Origin of the sequence: Microbacterium sp. NPDC056736 (assembly GCF_042790415.1) — a bacterium.
GTDB lineage: Bacteria > Actinomycetota > Actinomycetes > Actinomycetales > Microbacteriaceae > Microbacterium.
Map to the genome: position 1 here is coordinate 754,651 of NZ_JBHTZE010000001.1, position 26,248 is coordinate 780,898.

The following is a 26,248-nucleotide window of genomic DNA, read 5'->3' on the forward strand; positions in this document are numbered from 1 at the left end:
GCGGCGAACATCCCCACCGAGGAGCCCATCCGTGACCGACACGACCTCGCCCGCCGAGACCGCCGAGCCGACCGAAGCCGAAGTCTTCGAGCAGAAGGCCGTGCGGCTGGCCAAGCGCGAGCGACTGATCGCCGAGCGGACGGATGCCTCGGGCGGCGCGTACCCGGTGAGCCTTCCGATCACCGACACCATCCCCGCGCTCCGCGAGCGCTTCGGCGACCTCGAGGCGGGTGCCGAGACCGGCGTCACGGCAGCCGTTGCGGGTCGTATCGTCTTCAGCCGCAACACCGGCAAGCTGTGCTTCGCGACGCTCCAGTCCGGCGACGGCAGCCGCATCCAGGCGATGGTCTCGCTCGCCGCCGTCGGTGACGAGTCCCTGCAGGCGTGGAAGGAGCTCGTCGACCTCGGAGACCACGTCTTCGTGTCGGGCGAGGTCATCTCGAGCCGGCGGGGTGAGCTGTCGATCATGGTGTCGGAGTGGCGCGTGGCGTCCAAGGCCGTGCTGCCGCTTCCGAACCTGCACTCCGAGCTCAGCGAGGAGACGCGCGTGCGCAGCCGCTTCCTCGATCTCATCGTGCGCGACCGTGCGCGCGACACCGTGGTGGCGCGCGCGAAGGTGAACGCCAGCCTGCGGGAGACGTTCGGGTCGCACGGCTTCCTCGAGGTCGAGACGCCGATGCTGCAGGTGCAGCACGGCGGGGCATCCGCTCGCCCGTTCATCACCCACTCCAACGCGTTCGACACCGACCTGTACCTGCGCATCGCGCCGGAGCTGTTCCTCAAGCGCGCCGTCGTCGGCGGCATCGACCGCGTGTACGAGATCAACCGCAACTTCCGCAACGAGGGCGCGGACTCCACGCACAGCCCCGAGTTCGCGATGCTCGAGGCCTACCTGGCGTACAGCGACTACAACGGGATCGCCGACCTGACGCAGGAGCTCATCCAGAACGCCGCGGTGGCGGTGGCCGGCTCGACGACCGTGACCTGGGCGGACGGGACCGAGTACGACCTGGGCGGCCAGTGGGACCGCCTGTCGATGTACGACTCGCTGTCGGAGGCGGTGGGGCGCAGCATCACCCCCGAGACGTCGTTCGCTGAGCTCGTCGCGCTCGCCGAGGCGGAGGGCGTCGACCTTCCGCCGCACGCCATCCACGGCAAGCTCGTCGAGGAGCTGTGGGAGCACTTCGTCAAGCCGGGCCTGGACCGCCCCACGTTCGTCATGGACTTCCCGCTCGACACCAGCCCCCTCGTGCGCGAGCACCGCTCGATCCCCGGCGTGGTCGAGAAGTGGGACCTCTACACGCGCGGCTTCGAGCTGGCCACCGGGTACTCCGAACTCGTCGACCCGGTCATCCAGCGCGAGCGGTTCGTGGAGCAGGCCAAGCTCGCGGCGCGCGGCGACCTCGAGGCGATGCGCATCGACGAGGAGTTCCTGCGCGCGCTCGAGCACGGTATGCCGCCCACCGGTGGCATGGGCATGGGCATCGACCGCCTGCTGATGGCGATCACGGGGCTCGGCATCCGCGAGACGATCCTCTTCCCGCTGGTCAAGTAGATCCGTCGGGTCTCGGCGCGTCGCGTCGCCGTCGTCATCGGGGTGCGCCACGGCGGAACGCCCAGTCGGGCAGATGCCCGGCCTGCACGAACGACAGCACGATCTGCGACAGGCCGTGCTCCGGCTCGATCTCGCACGCCATCCCCGCGTAAGCCGCGGCGTGCGTAGACCGGCCGAGCGCCCACGACAGCCACGCGCACATGGCGAGCGCACCGGGTCGCGCCTCGCGCGGGGCCACGGCCGCGGCGTGACGGCACACCTCCAGCGCCACCTCCAGGCGGGCGACGTCGGGAGTGTCGCCCTCCCCCCACATCCGCATCGCGAGGTGCGCCGGGTACTCCTCGCCGGACTCCCACCGCAGCTGGGCGTCCAGCGCCTCATCCCCGTCGGCGAGGTTCCCGCTCCACTGCACGAGCGCGACATCCCGCAGCGACGGCCGTGCGAGGCACCACACCAGGGCCGCGGAGTCGTAGGCGTCGCGCCCTGCGGGCCGCTGTTCGAGCGCGTCCTCGAAGAGGCCCGGGAGGTCGTCGAGCCGACATGCGGTGCCGAGGGCGCGCGGGTCGATCCGGGTGTTCGAATCCGGTGCCGGGTCGCCCTCGTCGGCGTCGCCGAAGATCGGGCCGGGCACCGGCCCGAGGTCGCACGCGTGCCCGGCCGCCGGAGCGCGATCGTCGGGTGCGGGCGCCGCCTCGGGTGCGTGCGCCGCCTCCGGGAGGGGTGCCGTCGACACCCCGGGCGCTCCGCGGAGGCGACCGCCGGCGACGGCATCCGGCCCGCACAGCACCTCGACCGCGTCGTCGAGCGCCGTCAGCGCGCGCGCCACCCGCTCCTGCTCGCCCGGTGGACACTCAGGCAGCTCGGCGCCGCTCGTCTGATCGCCGTCCGCCGCACGCATCCCCTGCAGCTGCGTGCCGGCGCCCTCGAGATCCGACAGCGGCCGTCCGGACGCAGGGAGGTGGGAGTCGAGCGCCGAGCCCCAGCCGTCGGCGGCCACGCACAGCAGGTCGGTGACGCGCAGCCCGCAGGCATGCGCGCGGCGGTCGAGGGCGTCCAAGAGCTCGCGGTGCGGCATCCTGTCGCGGTCTTCGAACCGTGCGCCGGTGTACGCGATCGCGGCGACGGCGTCGGCCTCGGGCAGGCGGCATGCCAGGCCGATGACGGTGGCGGCGACGCCGTCGGTCTCGCCCCCGGCAGGCAGATCGAATCGCATGGCGCCCAGGCTGCGGGCGCCCTGGAACGGGATCACGACGAGGCTCTCGGAAGGGTGGTAGCCCAGCATGAGGGGGACGAACGACAGGAACTGCGCCGCGTCGGCGGCCTTGACGACTGTTGCGGGGGTCATGCGGACGACTCTCGCGGGACGCGCAGAGGGGCAGGAGCCGGATCCGCCGTTCGAGGAAACTCCGCGCCGGTGCCGCCTGCGCACAGGCCTGGGGAGGAGCCCCGGTCGGCCGGCGGCAGGAGGCCGCGGGGGACGGCGTATCCTGGATGGCATGGATTACTGGGTCGCGGTGCTGTGGACGCTCCTGCCGACCGTCGTCGTCTCGCTGATCTTCTTCTACGTCATGCGCAGCGCGATGCGCGCGGACCGCAACGAGCGGCGTCTGTACGCCAAGGTGGAGGCGCAGGAGCGCGCCAAGCGCGGACTGCCGCCGGCTCCGACCGGCGCCCCCGCCGACCACTGACGCGCTGAGCCCGCTCGGCGCGTCACCGCGTCAGGAGTTCGCCGCCGCCCGCGGGCGGACCCCCGCCAGCTCGAACGGGAACCGGGGCAGCGGCCCGATCGCCTCGTCCAGGCCGCCGAGGGCCCGCTCGAGCGCGTCGCCCACGCCCGCGACGATGCCGGCATCAGCCGGGCGCGCGTGGCGACGCAGCGACTCGACCGTCGTGTCGTGATCTACGGCGAGGAAGCGGCTGGTCCCCGGCGAGATGACGCTCTCGTAGTCGTGGAACTTGAAGTCGCCGCCGTTGAGCGGCGGCTCCAGCGACGTCCACGCGGCGGGGATCCCGTAGGAGTCGGCCACGATCAGGCCGTGCAGCGATGACGTGAGCACGACCGAGCACGCGGCGATCTCGCGTGTCGCCGCCGCTGCGCTCCGGCGCACGTCGATCACCCGCACCGCCTCGCCGCCCCGGCGCTGCAGCGCGGCGATCACCGAGCTGTCCCGGTGCGTGTAGTGCGGGACGATCCCGACGTCCCACCGCACCCGTGGCCGCCGGGCGATGCGGCTGACGAGCACGCCAGGGTCGCCGAGCGCGAAGGCGCCGCGGGCGCCGATCACGTCGGCGCTGTGGCGTCCCCGCACGGCCAGCACGTGCGCCTCGGGCAGCGGGCGAGGGTCGTCGCGGATGGCGCCCGCGCCCCAGATCGCGCCCGTGTAGCCGGCGTCGAGGCGCTGCAGCAGGCTGCCGACGCCGACGAGCCTGGCCCGCGGGAGGAGCTGCCGGACCGGGAGGAAGCCGTAGTGAGGAAGGAGCCACGACGTCAGGCCGTCGCCGAAGTTCTGCACGTCCTCCCACCAGTAGGCGGACACGAACCGGCCGGTCCGCCACATCCGAGGACGAGCCGCCGCGCTCGCGAATGCGCCGGCCGCTCGCACTCGGCGGCGCAGCGGAGACGTGTAGGACGGCGCCCTCACCGGCTGGGCTCTCCGGCGCGATGGGCGCGTACGCTTCCGGTCACGGTGCGATCCTCGCACATGCGGCGACCGCACCCGTCGCGGCCGGCCCGTCCGCCGCCACTGCCGATGCACGGCTTGTCGTCCGGCCCCCGATACGCTGGCCTCACCCGTCCCGACCGCGATGCGAGAGGCCTCCGCCGATGATCACCATCACGTTCGATGCGACGTGGTGGGCGGTGCTCGTCCTCCTGCTCGATCTGACGATCCGCATCGCGGCGATCATCATCGTGCCGCGCAACCGGCGTCCGACCGCGGCGATGGCATGGCTCCTCGCGATCTACTTCATTCCGATCATCGGTGTGTTCCTGTTCCTGCTGATCGGCAACCCCCGGCTGCCGCGCAAACGCCGGCGCAAGCAGGAGCGCATCAACGAGTACATCCACGACACCAGCGCCTCGCTGGACTTCGGCACGCTGCGCCCGCACGCCCCGTCGTGGTTCACGTCGCTGGTCACGCTCAACCGCAACCTCGGCGCGATGCCGCTCGCGGGCGACAACTCCGCGCAGATCATCTCCGACTACCAGGAGAGCCTGGATGCCATGGCCGACGCGATCCGCGCGGCCGAGAGGTACGTGCACGTCGAGTTCTACATCCTCCAGGCGGACGAGTCGACCGACAACTTCTTCCGCGCGCTCGAGGAGGTCGCGGCGCGCGGCGTGCCGGTGCGGGTGCTGCTGGACCACTGGGCCAACCGCGGCAAGCCGAAGTACCGGCAGACGATCAAGCGCCTGGACGCGATGGGGGCGCACTGGCGCCTCATGCTCCCGGTCCAGCCGCTGAAGGGCAAGTATCAGCGACCCGACCTGCGCAACCACCGCAAGCTCGTCGTCGTCGACGGACGGGTCGCGTTCACCGGCTCGCAGAACGTGACCGACTCGACCTACAACCTGCGCAAGAACATCCGGCGCGGCCTTCACTGGGTCGACCTGATGGCGCGCATCGAGGGCCCGGTCGTGGCATCCGTCAACGCCGTCTTCCTGAGCGACTGGTACAGCGAGACCGACGAGGTGCTCACCGACGACGTCGACCTCTTCGACGTCAGGAGCGGTCCGGGGGACCTCGACTGCCAGATCGTGCCGTCGGGCCCCGGGTTCGAGTTCCAGAACAACCTCAAGCTGTTCGCGGGTCTGCTCTACGCGGCGCAGCGCAAGATCATCGTGGTCAGCCCGTACTTCGTGCCCGACGAGGCGCTGCTGCTGGCGATCACGACGGCGTGCCAGCGCGGCATCCACGTCGAGCTGTTCGTGTCGGAGGAGGGCGACCAGGCGATCGTCTATCACGCGCAGCGCAGCTACTACGAGGCGCTGCTGCGTGCCGGCGTGAAGATCTGGATGTACAAGAGGCCGTACATCCTGCACACCAAGAGCCTCACCATCGACGACGAGGTCGCCATCATCGGCTCGAGCAACATGGACATGCGCTCGTTCGGTCTCAACATGGAGATCTCGATGCTGGTGCGCGGCGAGGAGTTCGTGCGTCAGATGCGCGGCGTCGAGGACATGTACCGGTCGCAGTCGCGTGAGCTCACGCTGGAGGAGTGGGAGAAGCAGCCGCTGCGCTCCACCATCCTCGACAACCTCGCGCGCCTCACGTCCGCGCTGCAGTAGAGACCTTCAGCAGCCCCTCGACCACGAGCCGGTCCACCGCCGCCCGCACGAGTGCGCTGGCATCGGCGCCGTCGGGGGCGCCGTGCGCCGCGGTGGCGGCCGCGACGAGCGCATCGAGGGGGACGCCGGATGCCGCGGCCCACAGTGTCGGCGCGATCCCGTCCAGGACGCGCACGGTGCCGCGGCCGACCGCGTCGCTCGTCAGCACGGCGATGCGGTCGGCGCCCGCGAGCTCGAGCTCGTCGACGCACGCCGCACGCGAGAAGAGGACCTCGCCGGGGGAGCCGCCCGGGATGGACGGGGGACCCGCCGGCTCCCGCACTATGGCCGGGGCGACCACCGGTGCGGCCGCTGCGCCGGCGAAGAGACCGGGCACGATCTCGGACAGGTCGCCGGCCTCGCGGTAGCGCACGGCGCGGATGCCGCCGGTCGCCTCCGCGACCGCGGCGATGAACCGCAGCGAGTCGGGGCGCTCGGCGAGGTGGCTGGACTGGGTCACGAGGTCGTCGAGCGCATCCGCCAGCTCGACCCGGCGGACAGCGGGGGCGCCGTCGTGGGCGGCGTCCCGGTGGAGCAGGACGATGGCGCGCACGCGCAGCTCGCCGGGGATCGGACCGAGTCCGACCGACGACGCGGAGCGCTCCACCTTGGGGGCGAACGGCTCCTCGATGATCGACAGCGGCTTGCGGTAGGCGACCACCCCGCCGTCGCGTGCGATGCCGATCGTCTCATCGGAGACGTAGCCGTAGTGCTGCCCCAGCCGACGCGATGCGGTCGTCTTCCCGCGCCCGGACGGCCCGACCAAGGCGACGACGTCTCCCTCGGGTGACGCGATCCCCGCCGCGTGCAGCATCCACAGATCCCTCCGCCGGGCGTCGATCGCGGCGCGCGTGACCTGCTGCGACAGCGCCTGCAGCATGCGGGTGCGGATCCCCGCGCGGGGGACCACGATCGCCGCGGGCTCGTCGGCGGGGTCGGTGGCGGCATCCGCCCACGCCGCCCGCACCGCGTCGGCGTCGCCGGCGTCGAGCCTCGACAGGTCGATGGCGACCGTCGTGCCGATGGCGCTGACGTGAAGCATCGCGGTCATCCTCGCAGTGTAGGCGAGGGCGGACCCGTGCCGATCCCGCCCTTCCCGGACGGAAACAGGCGCGAAAAACCGGTGCTCTACGCTGGTGCGGTGACATCCGCACCTGCTGGGGAGCGAACGGAGCGCATCGCGGCCATCGACGGCCTGCGCGCGTTGGCGTTCCTGCTGGTGTTCGCGTTCCACTCGTGGCAGTTCGCGGGGGCGCCGGACATCCCGGTGATCTCCACCGTGGTGGCCCAGAACATCCGTCCGGACTTCTTCGTGGTCCTGACGGGCTTCGTGCTGTTCCTGCCGTTCGCCCGTGATCCGTCGCGCCTCGGGCGATTCCGGACGCGGCCGTACCTGAATCGGCGCCTGCGCCGGATCGTGCTGCCCTACTACGCCGCTCTCGCGTACGCGATCCTGCTGCCGCAGGCGCTGGTCGTGATGATGAAGGCGCTCGGTCGCGAGGCCTCGTGGCAGCCGTGGCCGAGCATCGGCGACGTGCTGAGCCACGTCACCTTCACGCACATGTTCTTCCCTCAGTACTGGTCGACGATCAACGGCAGCCTGTGGACGATGGCCCTCGAGATGCAGCTGTACCTGCTCTTCCCGCTGGTGATGCTCGCCGCCGCCCGGTGGGGGCTGCGCGCGATCGTGGGCGCCATCGTCGTATCGGTGCTCTTCCGCATCGGCGTCGACCTCTTCCTGGGGGACGCCGGATTCTCCGTCGTGTTCCTCTGGGCCGCCTCGGGCCTCGGCCGGCTGACCGAGTTCGCCTTCGGCATGCTCGCCGCGGTGGTGGGCTTCCGCGTCGCCGGCCGCGTGCGACCGCCGCACGCCGTCGCGGTGCTCGCCGTCATGGTCGCGGCCTACTTCGTCGCCACCGAGCCCTTCTTCCGCGGGACGGTGCTGCCCATCCGCGACTTCGGGCTGTCGGTGCTGTTCGGCGGACTCATCGTCCTCGTGCTCACAGTGCGCCCGTTCGGGGTGGCGTTCGCATGGCGGCCGGTGTCCTGGCTCGGCTACCGGTCGTACAGCCTCTTCCTCATCCACCAGCCGACCCTCTGGTACGCCTCGGAGTTCCTGCAGAAGTTCCTCCGCGTGCCCGAAGGCGTGCTGCTGCTCATCCTGCTGTGGACCGTCGGCTTCGCCGCGGTGCTCGGGGTCGGTCTGGTGCTCTTCGTCACCGTGGAGCGGCCGTGCATCACGTGGGCGAAGCGGGTGCCCTCCAGTCGGGCACCCGTCCCGGCCCCGGTGGTCGAGGCGCCCGGCGCGGCGGAAGCCTCTGCGACCGACATCGCTGCAGACGGCGACGCGGGCGATGCTCCGCGTCCCGCCGGGGGAGATCGGCCGCCGAGTGCCTGAACTGTCGGTACTCATGCCGGTACGCAACGGCCAGGCCACGGTGAGCCATGCGGTGGCCTCGACCCTGCGGGCCCTGCCGCGCGACGCGGAGCTCGTGGTCTGGGACGACGCGTCCACCGACGCGACGGTGAGCGTGATCGAGCGGATCCGGGACCGGCGCGTCCGGCTGATCCGCAGCGATCGCCCGCTCGGGGTCGGCGCGGCGCTGCGCGAGCTGTCCGATCGCACCGACAGCCGGCTCGTGGCACGCATGGATGCCGATGACATCTGCCTGCCGTGGCGGTTCGCCGTGCAGTCGGCGGCGCTCCGAGAAGGGCGCAGCGGCATCCTGTTCTCGTCCGTCGTGCGGTTCCGCACGTCGCCGCTGCGGGTGTCGCCGTCGGCGCCCGTCGGGATCGCCACCGCGGCGCTCCCCCTGCACCTGGCCGTCATGTGCGTGGTGATGCATCCGACGATGCTCGCCACGCGGCGAGCGGTCGAGCGGGCCGGCGGCTACCGCGACGTCCTCGCCGAGGACTACGACCTCTGGCTGCGCGCGGCGACCGCCGGCGTGCCGATGCGGCGGATGGCCCTGCCCGCCCTCGCCTACCGGCGCCACGCCGGTCAGGTGTCGGTGTCGGGCGAGTACACGCGACAGGTCAGTGCCGATGCGAGACTCGCGCAGTCCTACCGCGAGTTCGTGCGGACGACGCTCGATCTCGACACGACCTGGCTTCCGGCCCTCGGCGCGGACTCGCCCGAGAGCGAGGCCGTGGGCCGGGAGCTCCGCGAACGCCTCACGGCTCGATCGGCGGGCCTGTCCGCGTGGCAGCGGACACTGCTCGAGCGCACGATGCGGCGTCTCCCGACGTAGCCGGCATCCGGCGGATCACCCGGCGCGGCGCAGCAGTTCGTCCACGGCGGCGGCGGCGTCGGCGGCGCTGCGGGCGAACCGGACCGTCGGGAACCGAGCCAGGTAGTCGCCGAAGGCGGCCGCCAGCTTGCCGTTGGCATTGTCTCTGGCCACGACCGGCCTTCCGAGGATGGTGGCGAGCACGGCCGCGTGAAGCCGGTCGGTGACGACCACCCGGCCCTGCAGCAGGGTGCGCTCGGCGGCGCGCACAAGCGTTCGGGCGGCCAGCGCGTACCCGGGGTCGACCAGCGCGCGGTAGAACCGGGGCATCGTCGCGGGAACGCGTTTGGCCACCGACCCGGGTGCCTTGGCGAGGCTCCATGTCGCCCTCTCGAGCGGCGAGTAGTTCCAGTCGACGGTGCGCCGCGACCACGACCCGACGGAGTCGACGAGCGTCTCACCCGTCGATTCGCCGTCGCGGCGGCGCAGCTCCAGGACGTCGACGCGCGGGCGCTGCGCCCTGCTCGCCTCGTATCCGAACGCGAGGTCGGGGCAGTACACCGCGTTCACACCGGGGAGCAGCTCCGCGGCGCGTCTCATGCTGCGCGTGTCCCGCAGGAGCACCGTGAGGTCCGGATGTGCGACGTAGGCGGCGCGCACGCGCTCCGCGGTGCCGGGGGTCATCTCGATGCTCTGCGGGAGCTGGACGATGCGGCGGCCGGGGAAGTCGGCGATCACCCGCTCTCGGAAGTGCTGGAACAGCGGCCACCGGTCGCCGAAGTTCCCGCCGCCGTGGAGGAGGATCGGCCCGTCGGGGTGCAGCGCCGAGAGATCGGCCGGCCGGTATCTCCCGGCCGTCGTCTGGTAGCGCAACGGCAGGCCGAGCCGTCGCAGGTAGGCGCGCTCACCCAGGTAGATGAGTGAGTCGCCGGCGTTGTCGTGCAGCGGGAAGTCGACCAGCGCCACGGGACGCCCCGCTTCGAGCAGGCCGCCGAGTGCGCTCAGCGAATCCCGCTGGAGATCTTCCTGGACCTGACGGCCGCTCACGCGGACGCCTTGCGGCCGCGCACCCGGAGCACGACCGCCTCGGCCGACTCGAGCGGCGCGCTCCCGACCGCCCACCAGGACAGCGCGGCGACATAGCGCCCGCGTCCTGCCCGCGCGGCCGCGGCGAGCTCGCCGAGGTTCTCCGCCGCGGCATGGCGCCGATAGCGCCGGAGGTTCTGCCTGAGCAGGGTCGCCAGCTCGCGGTCACCGCGCCGCGCGGCCCGAAGCTGCCCGCGCAGGCCGCGCACGGCGGCCTTCCTCCCCGGCAGCCCGCGGTTGGTGACGTTGGCGCTGTGCCGGCGGTAGCCGACGAGCTGCCGGTCGACGGCGGCGAACTCCCCGCGCTGCAGCAGCCGCAGGATGAGCTCGTTGTCTTCGGCGGGCTCCATCTCGGAGCGGCATCCGCCGACGCCCGTGTACGCGCTGCGGCTGATCAGCAGGGTCGTGATGCGGGGGAAGGTCACCGCACCCGAGAGCATGTCACGAGCGGATGCCGCGGGCGCGGGCCACCCCGCGCCGAACGGCCGCCCTTCGGCGTCCATGTACCACCCGCCGGTGTATGCGGCGATGGCCTCCGGCGCCGCGGCGAGCGCATCGAGCTGGCTCCGGATGCGCTCGGGATGCCACACGTCGTCGTCGTCGAGGAACGCGATCCAGTCGCCGTGCGCGGCCGCGACGCCGGTGTTGCGGGCGACGGACAGGCCCGAGGCATCCTGTCGCACGTAGGTCACGCCCAGTTCCGCCGCGATGGTGGCCAGGCCCGGAGCAGGAGCGCCGTCGTCGACGAGCACGATCTCACCCACCGGCGCGGTCTGCGCGCGCACGGAGGCCACCGTCTCGCGCAGGTACCGGCCGTCGCGGTTCGTCGGGATGATGACGCTGACCGACCGCGAGTCCACGCGTCCTCCCCGGTTGCTCCCGCCTCGCGCGACTCCCGCGGCGAGTCCTGCATAGTGTAGACGGGAGGACGAACCGGATGGGTGCAGTCAAGCAGTCGGTGTGGCGGGCGTCCCGGCCGCTGCGGAGGGCCATCGCCCATGTCCGCTGGCGTGCGCGGCGGACGACGGCGGACGTCGTGGACCGGTTCCGCCGGGGCGACCGCACCGTGATCGCCACCCCGGGCGGCATGCGCTTCGGCAACTGGCTGTACCTCTGGCTCGCCGCCCATCAGCGCACCGCCGAAGGCCGCCCGACGCTCGTGCTCGAGGTTCCGGGCATGACTCCCTGGCTGGAGCGGTTCCCCGCGCTGTCCGCACTCACGATCCGCACGCAGGATCTCCGCTTCCACGATCGACGCGAATGGAAGGGCGGCGCCGCGCTTCAGCGCTTCGGCACCGACTTCACGCGCGAGGCGCTGCGGCGGTTCGTCCGCGACGTGCTGGCCCCCGGCATCCCGACGACACCCCCGGCGCCCGTCGCCGTCAACGTCCGGCGGGGCGACTACTACGCCTACGACGGCTTCCGGGCGATGTACGGCATGGACATCGAGGGCTTCGTCCGCGAGGCGCTCGCCGAGATCGGGCCGGCTTCCGCCATCCTCGTGGTCTCGGACGATCCGCAGTGGTGCCGGGACCATCTGGGTGGGATGCTGTGCGCCGCGGCGCAGGAGGTCTCGTACGCCGAGCGCGACCCGGTCGGGAACTTCCTGGCGATCGCCTCCGCCCCCACGCTGATCGGGACCAACTCGACGTTCTCGTACTGGGGCGGCTACGTCACCGACGCGATCCACGATGATGCGCACGTGGTCATGCCGAGGTTCCACGCGCGGATGGACGACGGGTGGGACGCATACCAGCTCGACCCGGCATGGACGGCGCTCGAGGGCTTCGACGGGCGTGAGGATCCCGCCGCCGGATCGCCCTCCGGCGGCGCGCGAGGCGCTGGATAGAGTGTGACGGTGAAGCAGTCCGAGGCGGCCGAGATTTCGGTGCCGCTCGCGGTGCGGCTGCTGCTCGGACGCGCGGCCGTGCAGGTGATCGCATCGGATGCCGGGGCGGACCTGCTCCACATCAAGGGGAACGCCGTCGACACGTCGCTGCGGGTGCGAGAGGCGCCGGGGACCGACATCGACGTCATGGCGCGACCCACCCACGTGCCCCGGTTGCACGACGAGCTCGTGCGGCACGGCTGGGTGGTTTACAGCTCGTTCCGCTACGGGTCCCCGTTCGGCCACGCGCAGACCTATCGCCATCCCGACTGGGGGTACCTGGACCTTCATCGCATGTTCCCCGGCATCCGGCTCGACCCCGAGGCGGCGTTCGACGAGCTCTGGCGCGACCACGGCACGCGCGATTTCGCGGGGACCGACGGCGCCGTCCCCTCCCTGACCGGTCAGGCGGTGCTCCTGGTGCTCAACGACGTGCGCTCCCGCAGGGCGGCCCGGGCGATCGCCACCTGGGTCGACCGGCCGGGGCTGGATCGCTCGGAGGTGTCGGCGCTGGTGGAGCGACTCGACGCGCGCGTGGCCTTCGCCGCGGCGACCGGCGATCTCGAGCGGTATCGCGGCGAGCGCGACTACCGCCTGTGGAAGGGCATCACCCAGGGCAGCACGCGCACGGGGGAATGGTGGGCGCGCGTGCGGGCGGCCCGCACGCTGCCGGAGGCGCTCGGCATCGTGGTGCGCGCACCGCTGGCCAACGTCGAGCGACTCACGCATCAGCTCGGACGCAGCCCCACGCGTGCCGAGGTGCTGCGCGCGACGGCGATGCGCCCCGTGCGCGCGGTGCGCGAGCTCGTGGCAGGCGTGCGACGGCGGGTCCGGTCGTGATGCGCGTCGGCCCTCGCGTGGCGGCCACCGCGTACGAAGGCAAGGTGTTCATCGCGCAGCTGCCGGACGGCCCGATCCGGGTACTCGAGGGCACGGCCGCGCTGATCTGGACGCATGCCCTCGCCGTGCCGCGCTCCGGCCTGGTGGCGGCGCTGGCGGAAGAGGTCGTCGGAGACCCCGCGACGGTCGAGGCCGAGGTGTCGGCGTTCGTCGACGCGCTGCTGCAGCAGCGGCTGCTGGTCGAGGACGGGGAGGCATGATGCCCGCGCGCGCCACCGCGATCGCGATCGGCGTCCTCGCGGTCGTGGCCGGCCTCCTCGCGATGACGGCGGCCCTCGTGGTGCCGGCGGGGCTGCCCTACGACGAGCCGGCGCACTGGTCGAACGTCCTCTTCTACGCCGAGCACCTCGGACCTCCGGTGCTCGGAGACCCCGGGGTGTCGTACCAGGGCCAGCAGACGCCGCTCTACTACGCGCTCGCCGCGGTCCTCGTGCGCGTGGTCGGCGATGCGGATGCCGCATTCCTCGCGGTCCGGCTGCTCGGGGTCGCGGGTGCCGTCGCGCTGACCCTGCTGACGGCGGGGATCCTGGTGCGCAGCATCCCGGGCCGTCCCGTGGTGATACTGACCGGCACCGCCTTCATCGCGCTGAATCCGATGTTCGCCGTCATCGCGGGTTCGGTGCAGAACGACACGTGGACCCTGGTGTGGGCGTTCGCGCTGCTGTGGGCGGCGCTGCCCTTCGTCGATCCGTCGCACCCCGCTCCCCGTCCATGGGCGTGGGGACTGCTGCTGGGCGCCCTCGGCTCGGCGGCGATCCTCACGAAGCTGAGCATCGCGCCGCTGGTCGCGATCGTGCTCGTCCTGCTGCTGGTGCGGCGCCGGATCGTCATGGCGCTCACCGCGGGCGCGGTCGTGCTCGCCGCGTGCGGCTGGTGGATCGTGCGAAACCTCCTGCTCTACGGCGATCTGACCGGCCAGGCCGGCGTGGAGCAGGCCGGGTACGAGTTCGGACAGGGTGCCCTCGGCCCGCTGCACCTGGCGCGGTCGGCGCTGACCTACCTCTTCCTCCCGACGGAGTACCTGCGCAACTCGATCTCGGCGCCCTGGTGGATCGACGCCGTCGTGGTCGTGCTCGGACTGGCAATCGCAGCCGGCGGCGTCTTGCTCGCCGTGCGCGCGCGGCGCGACTGCGCTCCCGGTGCCGTGCTGCTCCTGGTCGTGGTCGGGGCGGTCTCGGTCGCGGCCTGGCTCGTGCAGGTGACGTTCGGCTGGCACGTCGCCTTCCGCACGGCGTACGGCGTGCTGCCGCTGGTGGCCCTGGCGTTCGGGTGCGCCACGCAGGCGATCCCCTCCCGCCGCGGCGGCATCGCCATCGGCGTGATGCTCGGGATGCTGCTGCTCGTCGTCGCCGGATGGGTGGCGGTCGCGGCATCCGCTGAACCCGCCCAGCTGGTCCCCTGATCGAGTGCGATACTGAATCGACGATCGGGAGGACCGTGGTCCAGGTTTCGGAGCGCACGCAACGAATCCGCGACATGCTCGGCCGCTGGTGGCCGGCGGCGTGGCGGTTCGTCCTGCTCGCCTTCGGAGCGGCGCTCAGCAGCTACCTGGTGCTCGATCGAGGCCTGCGCGACGGCGTGATCTCGGCCGTGATCATCGGTCTGCTGGTGATCGGCGTCTCGCTCATGCCCCGGCTCCCGCTCGCGATCGCGCTGCTGGCCACGCCGGGCCTCATCGTCGTGCAGCGCGTCGGACTCGGCGGGACCGATCTGACGGTGTCCGACGTGGCGCTGGCAGCGGCGTTCGGCTCGGCGGTGCTGTTCGGGACCTATCCGCTGAGCCGGCCCATGAAGCAGCTCCTCGCGCTGAACCTCGTCTACCAGTTCGCGACGCTGCTGACGGTGATCGTCAACCCGTTCCCGCAGAACACGGTGGAGTGGTTCCACGCGTGGCTGCTCATCTCGGGCGCACTGCTCGTGGGATGGGCACTGGGCAGAGCCGGGCTCGCACACGCCGCCTTCGGGCTGCTGATCGGCGCGATGCTCGTGGTGGCCGTCGGCGTGCTCGTCACGGCCGTCCTCACATTCGCGCAGGGACAGTTCGTGGGAATCGCGCCCAAGTGGCCGCTGCCGATGCACAAGAACGCCGCGGGCGACCTCCTGGCGATCGGCGCGGTGGTGGCGCTGGTGAACCCGCGCTGGGCGGGCTGGTCCGACGGCGCGGCGCGGCTGGCGTTCTGGACGCTCACGACCGCGGTCGTCCTCACCCAGTCCCGGCAGGCGATCATCGGGCTGGTCGTCGCCGTCCTCGTCGTGACGCTGCGGCGTGGCGCCTCGCGGCGCTCGCGGCTGATCCTGCTGCTCGTGCTGCCGGCCGTGTGGTTCGTGGTCTCGATGGTCATCGACCAGATCGAGACGGGGAACCGGTTCAACTCGTTCTACGTGCGGATCGAGTGGATGCAGCAGGTCTACGCGCTGTGGAAGCACTCGCCGATCTTCGGACACGGCCTTCGCTACTGGTACGTCCACGAGTGGGCGCTCTTCCAGCCGCCGCAGGCCGAGCTGGAGGTGGTCGCCTCCGCGGGCGTGGTCGGGCTCCTGGCGTTCCTGGTGATGTGGGCGGGGTTCATCGTCGTGCTCTGGCGGGTGGATCCCGTCTTCGGCACGCTCGCGGTCGCCGCGGTGCTCAGTCGTATCGTGCAGGCGCAGTTCGACCTCTTCTGGGTGGCGGCTCAGGTGTCGGTGCCCTTCGTGGTCGCCGGGATCTGTCTCGGGGCGCAGGCGCTGCTCGCCTCAGAAGGGTCGGACGCCAGACGGGCGGATGACTTAGCATGGAGCATCCGTCCGAGCGGCCGGCAGGCGGTGCCCGCTCGGACCGGGAAGACGTGGGGGGAAGGCGCCGATGGAACTGCGTGACTACATGCGCGGATTGCGGCGCCATTGGCTCGCGATCGTGCTCATCACCCTGATCGGTCTCGGCACGGGGTACGCCTGGACGCTCATCCAGACTCCCGTCTACGAGGGGTCGGCGAGCGGCCTGCTGAAGACGACCGTGGCCATCGAGGGCGGATCGACCACGACCATCTCCGTCGCGGAGGACTCCGCGGCGCGCGCCAAGGTGCCGACGTTCCTGGACCTCGCGCAATCCGAGCGCGTGGCCCAGGGTGCGATCGACGAGCTGGGACTGAGCACCACTCCGGCCGCGGTGATCAACCGGATCACGGTGACCAACCCGACCAGCACCTCGATCCTCAAGGTGAACGCGCAGGCCGCCACCCCCGACGAGGCCAGCGAGCTGGCGTCCGCGTGGATCGGCTCCCTCGCCGTCGTCGCCGACGACGTGCTCGGCGACGGGTCGGACGGCTCCTCCGCCGTGACGGTGGTCGCCTACGAAGCAGCCGGCAAGCCGACGAGCCCGATCTTCCCCGACGTGAACACCGCGCTGGTCGTGGGCGGCGTGCTCGGCTTCGGGTTCGGCGTGGCGTTCGCGCTCGTGCGTACCGTGTCGGACCGCAGGATCCGCATCAACGACGACATCGAGGCGCGCGTGGGCGCGCCGGTGGTCGGCACGATCCCGATCGCCGACGGCCTCACCCGTGAGTCGCGCATCGTCGCGCGCGCCGAGCCGAACGCGAAGGGCACCCAGTTCGCGGTGTCGGAGGCGTTCCGGTCGCTGCGGACCAACCTGCAGTTCATGGACGTCGACGATCCGCCCCGCACGATCGTCGTGACCAGCCCGCTGCCGGGCGATGGCAAGTCGATGGTCGCGGCGAACATCGCGGTGGCGCTCGCCGAGAGCGGGCGGCCCGTCGTGCTCGTCGACGGCGACCTGCGGCGCTCGACCGTGGCGAAGACCTTCGGGCTGCCCGACGGCGCCGGGCTCACCGACGTGCTCGCCGGCCGCGCGGACCTCATCGACGTGATGCACCGCACGCCGGTCTCCGAGAACCTCGTCGTGCTCACCGCGGGCAGCGTTCCGCCGAACCCCAGCGAGGTGCTCGGCTCGGCGAAGATGCGCACGGTCCTGAACGACCTCGCCCAGCACGCCATGGTCATCGTCGACGCCCCGCCGCTGCTCCCCGTCACCGACAGCGCGGTGCTGGCCCACCAGGCGGACGGCGCGATCCTCGTCGTCGGGCTCGGGAAGACGACGTACGACCTCGTCACCAGGGCCGAGGACGCCCTCGCCAAGGCGTCCGGTCGACTGCTGGGCATCGTGCTCAACCGCGCGCCGCTCAAGGGCGCCGACGCGTCGCCGTACTACGACTACCGCAAGGGCTACGACGGCACCCGCTCGCGGGGCGGGACGGATGCCACATCGGCCGAGCCCGCTGCGACGGCTGCGCCCGCCGCCGAGACGCCGGCCGCCGAGGCCGGTCCGGCGCGCCCGGCGTCCAAGAAGCGGTCGGCAGCCGCCAAGTCCGCCGCACCGGCGGCGTCCGCGGGTGAGGGGGATGCCTCCTCCCCGGCCTCCGCCGACACGGCGAACCAGGACTTCGAGTCGTTCATCGCCGGGATCGACGGGACCCCGCAGGGCGAGCCGCGCCGTCGCGCGGGGCGGAGCTGACCGGCTCGATGCCGCGAGCCGCCCGCCGAGTCGCGCTGATCTCGTCGTCGTTCGCGCCGTACGTCGGGGGTGTCGAGACGCACGTCGATCGCGTGGCGCGGGCGCTGCGCGACAGCGGGTGGACGGCGGAGGTCTGGACCGTGGATCGCGGTGAGGCTCTGGGCGTGGTCGACCGGGACGGCATCCGCATCCGCCACCTGCCGACGCCGCTGCCCGCGCGCTCCGTCGCCGCCATGGCGCGCTTCGCCCGCGAGGGCGGGGCCGCGCGCCGGGCGTGGGCCGGGGCGCACCGCGCCTTCCGCCCCGACCTCCTGAACATCCAGTGCTTCGGGCCGAACGGGCTGTACGGTGCCCGGCTGGCCCGCAGGACGGGGACCCCGCTGGTGGTGACCTCGCACGGCGAGACGCTCGCCGACGATCGCGGGGCGTTCCAGCGTTCCCGCCAGCTGCGCGACGGACTGCGCCGGGCGATCGGGGAGGCGGCGTCGGTCACGGCGCCGTCGGACTACGTGCTCGACGATCTCCGGCGCCACTACGGACTGGGCCGGCTGGACGGCCGGATCGTGCGCAACGGCGTCGACCCGCTCCCGCCCGCGTCGGGACGGCAGCCGCTCAGCGGTGCGTACCTGCTCGGGGTCGGACGCCTGGGCCGGATGAAGGGCTTCGACCTGCTCATCGAGGCCTTCGCCGATGCGGGCCTCGACCCCGCCGTCCGGCTGATCATCGGCGGCGACGGGCCGGAGCGCGGTGACCTCGTCGCTCTTGCGGCGGCGCGCGGGGTCGCCGACCGGGTGACGCTGCTCGGAGCGCTCGACCCCGCGGCGGTGGCGCAGAGCATGGCCGGCGCGCTGGCGGTCGTGGTGCCGAGCCGCGCCGAGTCGTTCGGAATCGTGGCGCTGGAGGCCTGGCGTGCCGGCACCGCGCTGGTGATGACGAGTCGCGGCGGCGCCGTCGAGTTCGTCCACGACGAGCGGGATGCGCTGCTGGTCGATCCGCTCGACCGGGCCGAGCTTGCCGGCGCGCTGCGGCGCGTGGTCGCCGACGAGGCGCTGCGGACGCGTCTGGCGGCGGCGGGCCACGAGCGCGTGGGCGAGTTCGCGTGGCCGGCGGTGGCTCGCGCCTACGCCGCGCTGTTCGACGAGATCGTCGACGCGAAGACGGGAGCCCAGCGGTGAGCTATCACGATCCTTGGCCGCGGCGCCTGCGCGCGGCGCGGCGGCTGGCGCAGGCGGCCCTCGTCCCGGAGGTGTGGCGGCACGGCCGCGTCGTGCCGGCGTACTGGTGGGACGGCCACCCGAACTTCGGCGACGACCTCACGCCGTGGCTCCTTCCCGCCTACGGCGTGGTGCCCGTGCATCGGATGCCGCAGCACGCGCGTCTCGCCGGCGTCGGAAGCGTCCTGGAGTTCCTCCCGCCCGAGTTCGATGGCGTGGTGTGGGGAAGCGGGCTGATGAGCGACGCGCCGCATGCGCTGCCGCACGCGCGCGTGCTGGCGGTGCGCGGCGCGCTCACCCGCGACCTGATCGGCGCCACCGGCGAGACCGCTTTCGGCGACCCCGGGCTGCTGGTGTCGCGCCGCACACGGCGACCGGCGCCCCGATGGGACGTGGGCTTCGTGCCGCACGGCCATCATCGCTCCCACGCGGGGTTCGCCGCCGTGGCGGCCGCGACCCCCGGCTCGCGCGTCGTGAACGTGCATCAGAGCGCCCGCCGCACGGTGCGGGAGATCGCGGCGTGCCGGGTCGTCGTCACGACGTCGCTGCACGGCCTGGTGACCGCGGACGCCTTCGGCATCCCCGCGGTGTGGACGACCCTCGACCCGCCCCTCGGCGGCGGAGACTTCAAGTTCCGCGACTACGAGTCGGTGGTGACGCCCGGCCGCACGCGGCAGGTCGCCTGGGACGACGCCATGGCACCCGCCGAGCTGGCCGGAGCCGCATGGTCGGCCGATGCCGAGACGGTGACGCACCTCGCTGACGGCCTGGTGCGCGCGATCGGGCGGCTCGACGACGAGGTGCCGGGGCTGCGCCGCTTCCCGCTGGGTGCGCTGCTCTCCGGCTGACGCCGCTCAGCGTCGCCAGGGGAGACGCTCCACGACGGCGCGCCGGCTGGGCAGCACCGCACGAGCGACCGGACCGAGGCGGGGTGGGGTCGCCGCGATGCCGAACTCCGCCGCGAGTCGCTTCGAGACGGGGCGGCCGAGCCCGCCGAGCGAGACGCCGGAGTGGTTCTCGCCCGTGCCGACCCGGTACAGCGCGCCCGCGAACGGAACCGGCGCGAGCGGGTGACCCGCCGCGGCGAGGTCGTCGGCGACATGCAGGTGCGATCCGAACCACCGCTCGAGACGGTCGCCCAGCCGGTCCTCGAGCTGCGCCTGCGACGCCCCCGCGTCCAGGTCGCGCGGCAGATCGTACAGATCGGTGCGGACCACGCAGCCGCTGCCGCAGTGGCGGTGGAAGTCGGGCTGACGGCGGAGGGCCCCGCGGTCGGCGGCCCAGCGGTACCCGTGCTCGATCCGCCACCCGGGGGCATCCGGCTGCTCCGCCGAGAGCTGGGCGAGGCGTCGCGAGACGAGGTCGTCCGCATCGAGGAACATCACGTGATCGGGCGAGCTCTCGCGGGCGGCGAGCAGTCCGGCGGCGAGCTTGGAGCCCTTGTCGCGCAGCACCGCCGCGACTCCGGTGCGCGGCCCGCCGAGGGTGCTGGGGGCCTCGAAGTCGACCTGCACCCAGTGCACGTCCGGTGCCAGCCGCGTCGGTCGCCGGTTGCCGACCACCCAGACGCTGTACGGGGCGGTCTGGCGCGACACCGATGCGAGCGTCTCGGCGAGGAGCGCCTCCACGCGGGCGTAATCGGCGCTGTTGCGTGGGTGCCGCAGCGAGGTGATGAATGCGAGCATCGGATGCCTCAGCCCACGCGGGCCCACACCCGGGCATGGGCGGCGACGCAGCGCTCCCACGTGAAGTCGGCGGCCCGGGCGCGTGCGACCTCGACCATGCGCTCGACGTCGGCGTCGCCCGAGGTCACTGCGAGGAGCCCGTCGGCGATGGCCGGCCCCTGCGGCGCCACCAGCAGACCGCCGTCGCCGACGACCTCGGGAAGCGAGCTGGTCGCCGCGGCCACGACCGGAACGCGGGCGGCCATCGCCTCGAGGGCGGGAAGCCCGAACCCCTCGTACGTGGACGGGACGACGACGGCCTGCGCGCTCGCCAGGACGCGGGGCATGACAGCGTCGGCCAGGCGCCCCGCCAGGACCGTGCCCTGGAGTCCCGCGAACAGGGCGCTGCGCCGCGGGTGCGGCGGCCCGCTGAGGACCAGGCTCAGTCCCGGCCGCTCCCGCCGCACGGCAGGCCACGCGGCCGCGAGGGCATCGAGGTTCTTGCGCTGCGCGGCGCCCCCGGCGTGGAGCACGAACCGTTCGGGCAGTCCCAGCGCGGTCAGCTCGCCCGCCGTCAACGGCACGGCGTCGAAGAAGCGCTCGTCGACCCCGTTCGGGATGACGTGGACGTCCGACAGGCCGAGCAGGTCGTGCGCCTCCTGCGCCGTGAACGCCGAGACGCAGATGACCGCGGCCGCCCGTCGCAGCTCCTCGGGAGCGGCCGGCACCGGGGCGGACTCGTCGGGGAACCGCCAGGCCACCACGTCGTGCAGCGTGACGACGTCGGCGCCCGGCGCAGGCGGGAGCTCGAGGTTCATCCGGTGGGTGACGTCGTCCGCGCCGAAGAGCAAGCGGCCGATCGCGCGGCGCACGCGGGGGTCGGCGCGGGTCACCCGGGCGAGCGGGAGCCGGCGCGTCCCCGCGAGCGGTGACCGCAGGGATCGCACGATGACGCGCCGGACGGCCCAGGGTACGTCCGCGGTGGCATCCAACGCGGCCTGTGCGCGCCCGGCCACCTGCTCCTGGTACACCTGCGCGCCCATCGGCGCGTCGGTCGCGATGGTGGCGATGCTCAGGCGTCGATGCGATGCGATGCGGTGCCTCCGGAGGATCGGGGGACGCGGACGGTGCGCATCCGCCCACGAATCTAGTTGAATGGGTGCTCGGCGGCGATCAGGTCGCCTCGGACCGCGTTGGGAAGATCGCCGAATGACAGACCTGCGAGCGGTGGTCGTCGTCGCCACCTACCGGCGACCCGACCACGTGCGCACGTGCCTGGAGCATCTGGCCGCTCAGACCGTGAAGCCCGCGCGGACGATCGTCGTGGACGCCTCGCCCGACGAGCTCACGCGGGCAGTGGTCGCCGACTTCGAGGGCGTCGAGTACCGCCGCAACGACCACGGCGCCGGCACGCTCGCGACGTCGCGCGCGATCGGCATCGACGGCGTGGATGCCGACGTCGTGGCCTTCATCGACGATGACGCGTACGCCTTCCCGGAGTGGCTCGAGGAGCTCCTGCGCCCCTACGACGACCCGACGGTCGCAGCGGTGGGCGGGCGTGCCCTGAACGGGCAGCCCGACGAGGCCGAGGAGGGCATCGGCCAGATCGGACTCCTGCTGCCCGACGGCCGGCTGACGGGCTTCTTCGCCGCGGATCCCGGCCGGGTCGTCGAGACGGATCACATGCTGGGCGCGAACATGTCCTACCGGCTGGATGCCGCACGCAAGGTCGGCGGTGTGCACGACTTCTATCCCGGCACCTGCCTGCGCGAGGACGCCGACATGCCGCTGCGGCTGGGGCGCGCCGGGTGGCGCGTCGTGTTCGCACCTCGCGCGGTCGTGCGGCACGTCGCCGGGCAGTACGCCAAGGGCGTGCGCTTCGACTCCCGCTACCGGTACTACGGCGCCCGCAACCACGTGGTGCTGCTGGCTACGACGCTCGGCTACCGCGCCCCCGTCTTCCGCCGCTATCTCGGCACCGCGCTCCGCGCCGCGGGTCGCGACCTGCGCAGCGCCGTGACCGCGCTGAAGCGGCCGGGCTGGCGCGCGAAGCTCAAGGGCGTCGCGGGAGGATGCCGCCGCGCCGCGATCGGGATCGGCGGCACCGTCGCCGGCCTCGTGGCGAGCGTGGGCGCCGTGCGCGCCCAGACGCGGGCATCGTGAAGATCCACGCGTACGTGCTCGCCGGCGATCCCGCGTGGATCGGCGAGAGCATCGGCTCGTTCTACGGGCTCGTCGACCGGATCGTCGTCTCGTACGACGCGGACGGCCTGTCGTGGTCGGGGCATCCGCTCTCCACCGCCGAGTCGCTGTCGCGCATCGCCGCCGCCGACCCGGACGGCAAGGTCGTCCTGCGCCCCGGCCGCTTCAGCAACCCCGAGCTCATGGCGATGTGGGCCGAGACCGCGCAGCGGCAGGATGCGCTGGATGCCGCGTCCGAGGGGGCCGACTGGGTGCTGCAGCTCGACACCGATGAGATCGTCGCCGACCCGGGCGCGTTCCTCGCCGCGATCGAGACGGCCGACGGGCGCGCCGCGTCGGCCGTGGAGTATCCCGCACGCGTGCTCTACGCCCGCGCCCGGTCGGGGCGCTTCCTGGAGACGTGCGGTCGATTCTGGTCGACGCAGTCGAGCTACCCGGGCCCCGTCGCGGTGCGGGCCGGAACCACGTTGAGCCATGCCCGCCAGGCGGCGGGGGTGCCGGTGTACCGCGTCGACGTGGCGCCGTGGAACACCGATCCCGCGCGCCCGGCGACGACGCCCGTCCACCGGGTGATCCGCCGCGATCAGTCGATCCTGCATTTGAGCTGGGTGCGCACCGAGGCCCAGATGGCAGAGAAGCGCACCGTCTCCGGTCATGCGCGGGACCGCGACTGGGACGGCGAGCTGGGTCGCTGGCGGCGGCGGATGCGGCATCCGTTCCTCACCGCGGCGGCCGCGCCGTTCGCGCGCAAGCCGTTCGAGCGGTACCGGGTGGCCTCGCTGCCGGCGTTCGCGCGCCTCGACCCGTAGGCGTCAGTTCAGCTCGCCGAGCGCCACCAGCCGGGCGAACTCGGTGCTGGCGTCTCGCACCTCGGTGAAGGTGCCGGTGGCTTCGATGTGGCCGTCCTTGAGGAAGACGAGCGTGTCGGCGCCCCGGACAGTGGAGAGCCGGTGCGCGACGATGAGGATCGTCATGCTGCCCTGAAGGCCTCGGAGGGTCTCCGCGATCTCGTACTCGGTGGCGTTGTCGAGCGCGGAGGTCGCCTCGTCGAGCACCAGCACCCGCGGGCGGCGGTACAGCGCGCGCGCGAGCCCGAGGCGCTGGCGCTGGCCGCCGGAGAGGCGGACACCGCGTTCACCGACGACCGTGTCGAGGCCGTCGGGGAGGGTGTCGATGAGCTCGCCGAGCTGCGCCATCCGGATGACCTCGGCGATGCGCTCGTCGTCGATGCGATCGGCCGGGACACCGAACGCGATGTTCGACCGCATCGTGTCGTTGACCAGGAAGACGTCCTGCGGCACGACGCCGAGACCGGCGTACCACGCGGCGCGGTCGGCGAAGATCGAGCGCCCGCCGCACTCGATGGTGCCCGACGTGGGGTCCTGCAGGGCCAGCACCAGGTCGAGGAGCGTGCTCTTGCCGGCGCCGCTGGATCCGACGAAGGCGGTCGTCGCGTTCTCGCGGATCGTCAGCGACAGGTCGGTGAGCACGTCGGTGGCGGAGTCCGCGTAACGGAAGGAGAGGTTCCGCAGCTCGATGTCGCCCCGGTAGGGAGTGTCGTCGATCGGCGTCTCGACGTGGGCGCCGCGCTGGTCGAGCTCGGCCGTGGAGTTCAGGACGATCTCGAGTCCCACGTGGCCGGTGCGGATCGTCGCCATGTTGGAGCTGACGCGGTTCAGGGTGGGCAGGGCACGGACCGCCGCGGCCGCGAAGACGCCGAGGACCGTCAGGGCATCGCCCGGCTCTCCTGTGGCGAAGAGCACGAGGGAGACGCCGCCGATCATCACCACGAAGCCGATCTCGAGCACGTAGCGGGGCGCTTCGCCGAGGATGCCCATCGTGCGACTGGCGTTCGCGCCTCGCAGACGCGCCTGGTAGAAGCCGTCCACGAACCGCTCCGAGCTCGACGTGAGCCGCGCCTCGCGGAATCCGTCGAGTCCCGGCATCAGGTACTGCCAGGCCTCGAGGGCCGCCTCGCTGGTGACTTCGCCGAGCTGCGATTGGCGCTTGCGGAAGATCCGCTGCAGTCCGACGACGAACCCCCCGAAGATCACGACGGTCACGATCGTCACGACCGGCGCGGTCCACGCCAGCACGGCGGTGATGGCGATGAGCATCATCAGATCCGTGCACATGCTGATGGTGGCCAGCAGCACGCCCGTGGCCTGTGCCGTGCTGGTGGAGATGTTGCGGTACACCTCGCTGAGGCGCCGGGTGCGATGGTCGGCGTACGGGGCGAGCACGTACCGCCGGAACATCCCGCGCGAGAGCGTCGCGGAGACGCGCGTCGTGCGCCCGAGCAGCCACCAGCGGAACAGGAGCGCCGCGACGCTCTTGCCGATGAAGAGGACGGCGACGGCGCCGGCGACGAGAGGGATGAGCTCCTGCGGCGTCGACATGCCCGTCACCCCCGAGATCCAGCCCAGTGCGCCGGTGTCGGTGTCGGCTCCGGCGATGAGCTGGGTGAGCGGGATCATCGCCGCGATCCCGAGGCTGTCGAGGACCGCGAGGACGAGGGATGCACCGACGGTGGATGCCGCCCAGCCGGCCGGGCGCGCGTCGGCGAGCTCCAGCAGCGAGCGCAGCTGCGGCAGCAGCCGGGTGGGAGGCTCGGGGGCTGTCATGACGACCTTCCGCCTGCGCGCTCGGATCGCAGGCCTTCCGCATCCTATCCGGGCGCACCGGGCGCAGGCTCGGGCCGCCACGGCGTGGGGCAGGCGCAATTCGCGTCATGACCTGGTATGGGGTGTGCGCGGAACGGGATGATGCGATACGATCCCCCCATCGCCTTCCGCGAGGAGATGGGGTCTGTCCGTCGCCGGAAGGGATAAGCCTGGTGCTGGGGGGGCCCAGGGCCTCGCCATAAATAGGGGAATATCGACGTCGGAATCCGGCGGCACCAGCTCTGGGAGGGACTGGGGAACATGGACGAACTCGAACCGCAGAAGTCCGGCGTCAGCCGCCGGACCGTGACCAAGGCCATGGCGTGGGCGGTTCCCGCCATCGCCATCGCCGCACCGGCTCCGGCCTTCGCGATCTCGGGCTCGCCGCCCGACGTCGTGATCGGACAGGCGTGCAAGCTGCCCGGTGCCAGCAACCAGGGCTGTGCCGGCGTCTACGCCAACTGTCCCGGACTAGACACCGACAAGGCGTACGCCTTCCCGATCCAGATCACCAACACCGACGATCAGATCATCTACATCACCGATGTCGAGATCACGACCGTGGGCGACCTCGATTTCGACGTCCGCTGCATCTCGCCGGCGTACTGCTCGCCGATCGCGGGTGGCGCCACGGTGACGATCTTCGTGTACGCGAACTCGAACAACAGCGCGAACACCGAGGAAGACGTCACCCTGACGGTCACGTGGGGACACTCCGTCGACACGACGGGCGGCACCTGCACGCTCACCGACAACGACCACACTCCGGTCGTCGCCGGCCCCGTGCACATCGACGCGTTCCCGCCGTGCTCGTCGCGGATCCCGTTCCCGACCGGCGCGCCGACCTGCACGCCGCCGTTCTACGAGCCCGCGTAAGGCTCAGTCACGACAGCGCCTGAGGCGCCGGGACTCGTTCCCGGCGCCTCAGCCGTTTCCGCACGACAGCCCCGCACGGTCGCATCAGGCGGGCTGCCGGGAACGGCCCCGCTACGCTCGAGTGGTCGCTCTT

At 72.4% G+C, this 26,248-nt stretch carries 24 protein-coding genes; 16 read left to right on the forward strand and 8 right to left on the reverse strand.

The genetic code is table 11. The features are described from left to right. The first annotated feature begins 31 nt into the window (after positions 1-31). Complete coding sequence (gene lysS, locus ACFRAL_RS03450; RefSeq protein ID WP_378879754.1) at positions 32-1,555, forward strand: lysine--tRNA ligase; 1,524 nt, start codon at positions 32-34, stop codon at positions 1,553-1,555. Between the two features lie 34 nt (positions 1,556-1,589). On the opposite strand, the gene ACFRAL_RS03455 is transcribed toward lysS, so the two are convergent. Next, positions 1,590-2,900, reverse strand: coding sequence for a DUF4192 family protein (locus ACFRAL_RS03455; protein ID WP_378879757.1), 1,311 nt, complete (start codon positions 2,898-2,900; stop codon positions 1,590-1,592). Between the two features lie 151 nt (positions 2,901-3,051). Between ACFRAL_RS03455 and ACFRAL_RS03460 the strand changes: the two genes are divergently transcribed. Continuing rightward, positions 3,052-3,243 carry a hypothetical protein gene (locus tag ACFRAL_RS03460; protein ID WP_336393793.1) on the forward strand — a complete coding sequence of 64 codons (192 nt, stop codon included), beginning with the start codon at positions 3,052-3,054 and terminating at the stop codon, positions 3,241-3,243. Positions 3,244-3,273: 30 nt separating this feature from the next. Here the strand turns inward: ACFRAL_RS03460 and ACFRAL_RS03465 are convergent, their stop codons facing one another. Then, on the reverse strand, positions 3,274-4,113 hold the full coding sequence (locus tag ACFRAL_RS03465) for a polysaccharide pyruvyl transferase family protein (protein ID WP_336393792.1): 840 nt from the start codon (positions 4,111-4,113) through the stop codon (positions 3,274-3,276). Positions 4,114-4,379: 266 nt separating this feature from the next. On the opposite strand from ACFRAL_RS03465, the gene cls reads away from it, so the two are divergent. Then, complete coding sequence (gene cls / locus ACFRAL_RS03470) at positions 4,380-5,846, forward strand: cardiolipin synthase (protein WP_336393791.1); 1,467 nt, start codon at positions 4,380-4,382, stop codon at positions 5,844-5,846. Here the strand turns inward: cls and ACFRAL_RS03475 are convergent. Further along, on the reverse strand, positions 5,827-6,936 hold the full coding sequence (locus ACFRAL_RS03475) for a hypothetical protein (protein ID WP_336393790.1): 1,110 nt from the start codon (positions 6,934-6,936) through the stop codon (positions 5,827-5,829). The genes cls and ACFRAL_RS03475 overlap by 20 nt on opposite strands. A gap of 90 nt (positions 6,937-7,026) precedes the next feature. Here ACFRAL_RS03475 and ACFRAL_RS03480 point away from each other — a divergent pair, with 90 nt between their 5' ends. Next, positions 7,027-8,283, forward strand: a complete 1,257-nt coding sequence (locus ACFRAL_RS03480; protein ID WP_378879761.1) for an acyltransferase family protein — start codon at positions 7,027-7,029, stop codon at positions 8,281-8,283. A gap of 13 nt (positions 8,284-8,296) precedes the next feature. Then, positions 8,297-9,136, forward strand: a complete 840-nt coding sequence (locus ACFRAL_RS03485; protein WP_378879764.1) for a glycosyltransferase family 2 protein — start codon at positions 8,297-8,299, stop codon at positions 9,134-9,136. A gap of 15 nt (positions 9,137-9,151) precedes the next feature. Here ACFRAL_RS03485 and ACFRAL_RS03490 read toward each other — a convergent pair whose 3' ends face one another. Then, positions 9,152-10,162 carry a polysaccharide pyruvyl transferase family protein gene (locus ACFRAL_RS03490; protein ID WP_378879767.1) on the reverse strand — a complete coding sequence of 337 codons (1,011 nt, stop codon included), beginning with the start codon at positions 10,160-10,162 and terminating at the stop codon, positions 9,152-9,154. After that, complete coding sequence (locus tag ACFRAL_RS03495; RefSeq protein ID WP_378879770.1) at positions 10,159-11,061, reverse strand: glycosyltransferase family 2 protein; 903 nt, start codon at positions 11,059-11,061, stop codon at positions 10,159-10,161. Before ACFRAL_RS03495 ends, ACFRAL_RS03490 begins: the two co-directional genes overlap by 4 nt. A 77-nt stretch (positions 11,062-11,138) precedes the next feature. On the opposite strand from ACFRAL_RS03495, the gene ACFRAL_RS03500 reads away from it, so the two are divergent. From ACFRAL_RS03500 to ACFRAL_RS03535, 8 genes are all read left to right on the forward strand, one after another. Continuing rightward, complete coding sequence (locus tag ACFRAL_RS03500; RefSeq protein ID WP_378879773.1) at positions 11,139-12,050, forward strand: alpha-1,2-fucosyltransferase; 912 nt, start codon at positions 11,139-11,141, stop codon at positions 12,048-12,050. 9 nt (positions 12,051-12,059) lie between these two features. Next, entirely contained in the window at positions 12,060-12,929 is an 870-nt protein-coding gene (locus ACFRAL_RS03505; protein ID WP_378879776.1) for a 2-nitropropane dioxygenase, read from the forward strand. After that, positions 12,929-13,189, forward strand: a complete 261-nt coding sequence (locus ACFRAL_RS03510; protein ID WP_378880227.1) for a PqqD family protein — start codon at positions 12,929-12,931, stop codon at positions 13,187-13,189. Before ACFRAL_RS03505 ends, ACFRAL_RS03510 begins: the two co-directional genes overlap by 1 nt. Further along, positions 13,186-14,391, forward strand: coding sequence for a hypothetical protein (locus ACFRAL_RS03515; protein WP_378879778.1), 1,206 nt, complete (start codon positions 13,186-13,188; stop codon positions 14,389-14,391). Before ACFRAL_RS03510 ends, ACFRAL_RS03515 begins: the two co-directional genes overlap by 4 nt. A gap of 74 nt (positions 14,392-14,465) precedes the next feature. After that, positions 14,466-15,845, forward strand: coding sequence for an O-antigen ligase family protein (locus ACFRAL_RS03520; RefSeq protein WP_378879781.1), 1,380 nt, complete (start codon positions 14,466-14,468; stop codon positions 15,843-15,845). Next, on the forward strand, positions 15,832-17,496 hold the full coding sequence (locus tag ACFRAL_RS03525; RefSeq protein WP_336393781.1) for a polysaccharide biosynthesis tyrosine autokinase: 1,665 nt from the start codon (positions 15,832-15,834) through the stop codon (positions 17,494-17,496). The genes ACFRAL_RS03520 and ACFRAL_RS03525 overlap by 14 nt, the downstream gene beginning before the upstream one ends. An 8-nt stretch (positions 17,497-17,504) precedes the next feature. Further along, positions 17,505-18,671, forward strand: coding sequence for a glycosyltransferase family 4 protein (locus ACFRAL_RS03530; RefSeq protein WP_378879784.1), 1,167 nt, complete (start codon positions 17,505-17,507; stop codon positions 18,669-18,671). Further along, entirely contained in the window at positions 18,668-19,558 is an 891-nt protein-coding gene (locus ACFRAL_RS03535) for a polysaccharide pyruvyl transferase family protein (protein ID WP_336393779.1), read from the forward strand. Before ACFRAL_RS03530 ends, ACFRAL_RS03535 begins: the two co-directional genes overlap by 4 nt. A 6-nt stretch (positions 19,559-19,564) precedes the next feature. Here ACFRAL_RS03535 and ACFRAL_RS03540 read toward each other — a convergent pair whose 3' ends face one another. Together ACFRAL_RS03540 and ACFRAL_RS03545 are read right to left on the reverse strand one after the other, a co-directional pair. Then, entirely contained in the window at positions 19,565-20,395 is an 831-nt protein-coding gene (locus ACFRAL_RS03540; RefSeq protein ID WP_378879786.1) for a hypothetical protein, read from the reverse strand. An 8-nt stretch (positions 20,396-20,403) separates the two neighbouring features. Then, on the reverse strand, positions 20,404-21,417 hold the full coding sequence (locus tag ACFRAL_RS03545) for a glycosyltransferase (RefSeq protein ID WP_378879789.1): 1,014 nt from the start codon (positions 21,415-21,417) through the stop codon (positions 20,404-20,406). A 166-nt stretch (positions 21,418-21,583) separates the two neighbouring features. Here ACFRAL_RS03545 and ACFRAL_RS03550 point away from each other — a divergent pair, with 166 nt between their 5' ends. Further along, positions 21,584-22,537, forward strand: coding sequence for a glycosyltransferase family 2 protein (locus tag ACFRAL_RS03550; protein WP_378879792.1), 954 nt, complete (start codon positions 21,584-21,586; stop codon positions 22,535-22,537). Further along, positions 22,534-23,385 carry a hypothetical protein gene (locus tag ACFRAL_RS03555; RefSeq protein WP_378879794.1) on the forward strand — a complete coding sequence of 284 codons (852 nt, stop codon included), beginning with the start codon at positions 22,534-22,536 and terminating at the stop codon, positions 23,383-23,385. Before ACFRAL_RS03550 ends, ACFRAL_RS03555 begins: the two co-directional genes overlap by 4 nt. Before the next feature lie 3 nt (positions 23,386-23,388). Here ACFRAL_RS03555 and ACFRAL_RS03560 read toward each other — a convergent pair whose 3' ends face one another. Continuing rightward, on the reverse strand, positions 23,389-25,200 hold the full coding sequence (locus ACFRAL_RS03560; protein WP_378879796.1) for an ABC transporter ATP-binding protein: 1,812 nt from the start codon (positions 25,198-25,200) through the stop codon (positions 23,389-23,391). A gap of 300 nt (positions 25,201-25,500) precedes the next feature. Between ACFRAL_RS03560 and ACFRAL_RS03565 the strand changes: the two genes are divergently transcribed. Then, the gene (locus tag ACFRAL_RS03565) at positions 25,501-26,115 is read left to right on the forward strand and encodes a hypothetical protein (protein ID WP_336393773.1); all 615 of its coding nucleotides are present in this window, start codon (positions 25,501-25,503) and stop codon (positions 26,113-26,115) included. The last annotated feature ends 133 nt before the right edge of the window (positions 26,116-26,248 follow it).

Bases quoted from the DNA above. Each gene is read 5' to 3' on its own strand.
- ACFRAL_RS03520 (WP_378879781.1), top strand. From the start codon at position 14,466: ATGCTCGGCCGCTGGTGGCCGGCGGCGTGGCGGTTCGTCCTGCTCGCC.
- ACFRAL_RS03485 (WP_378879764.1), top strand. From the start codon at position 8,297: ATGCCGGTACGCAACGGCCAGGCCACGGTGAGCCATGCGGTGGCCTCG.
- ACFRAL_RS03515 (WP_378879778.1), top strand. From the start codon at position 13,186: ATGATGCCCGCGCGCGCCACCGCGATCGCGATCGGCGTCCTCGCGGTC.
- ACFRAL_RS03510 (WP_378880227.1), top strand. From the start codon at position 12,929: ATGCGCGTCGGCCCTCGCGTGGCGGCCACCGCGTACGAAGGCAAGGTG.
- ACFRAL_RS03565 (WP_336393773.1), top strand. From the start codon at position 25,501: ATGGACGAACTCGAACCGCAGAAGTCCGGCGTCAGCCGCCGGACCGTG.
- ACFRAL_RS03455 (WP_378879757.1), bottom strand. From the start codon at position 2,900: ATGACCCCCGCAACAGTCGTCAAGGCCGCCGACGCGGCGCAGTTCCTG.
- ACFRAL_RS03525 (WP_336393781.1), top strand. From the start codon at position 15,832: ATGGAACTGCGTGACTACATGCGCGGATTGCGGCGCCATTGGCTCGCG.
- ACFRAL_RS03545 (WP_378879789.1), bottom strand. From the start codon at position 21,417: ATGGGCGCGCAGGTGTACCAGGAGCAGGTGGCCGGGCGCGCACAGGCC.
- ACFRAL_RS03550 (WP_378879792.1), top strand. From the start codon at position 21,584: ATGACAGACCTGCGAGCGGTGGTCGTCGTCGCCACCTACCGGCGACCC.
- ACFRAL_RS03475 (WP_336393790.1), bottom strand. From the start codon at position 6,936: ATGACCGCGATGCTTCACGTCAGCGCCATCGGCACGACGGTCGCCATC.
- ACFRAL_RS03500 (WP_378879773.1), top strand. From the start codon at position 11,139: ATGGGTGCAGTCAAGCAGTCGGTGTGGCGGGCGTCCCGGCCGCTGCGG.
- ACFRAL_RS03540 (WP_378879786.1), bottom strand. From the start codon at position 20,395: ATGCTCGCATTCATCACCTCGCTGCGGCACCCACGCAACAGCGCCGAT.
- ACFRAL_RS03465 (WP_336393792.1), bottom strand. From the start codon at position 4,113: ATGTGGCGGACCGGCCGGTTCGTGTCCGCCTACTGGTGGGAGGACGTG.
- ACFRAL_RS03530 (WP_378879784.1), top strand. From the start codon at position 17,505: ATGCCGCGAGCCGCCCGCCGAGTCGCGCTGATCTCGTCGTCGTTCGCG.
- cls (WP_336393791.1), top strand. From the start codon at position 4,380: ATGATCACCATCACGTTCGATGCGACGTGGTGGGCGGTGCTCGTCCTC.
- ACFRAL_RS03560 (WP_378879796.1), bottom strand. From the start codon at position 25,200: ATGACAGCCCCCGAGCCTCCCACCCGGCTGCTGCCGCAGCTGCGCTCG.
- ACFRAL_RS03460 (WP_336393793.1), top strand. From the start codon at position 3,052: ATGGATTACTGGGTCGCGGTGCTGTGGACGCTCCTGCCGACCGTCGTC.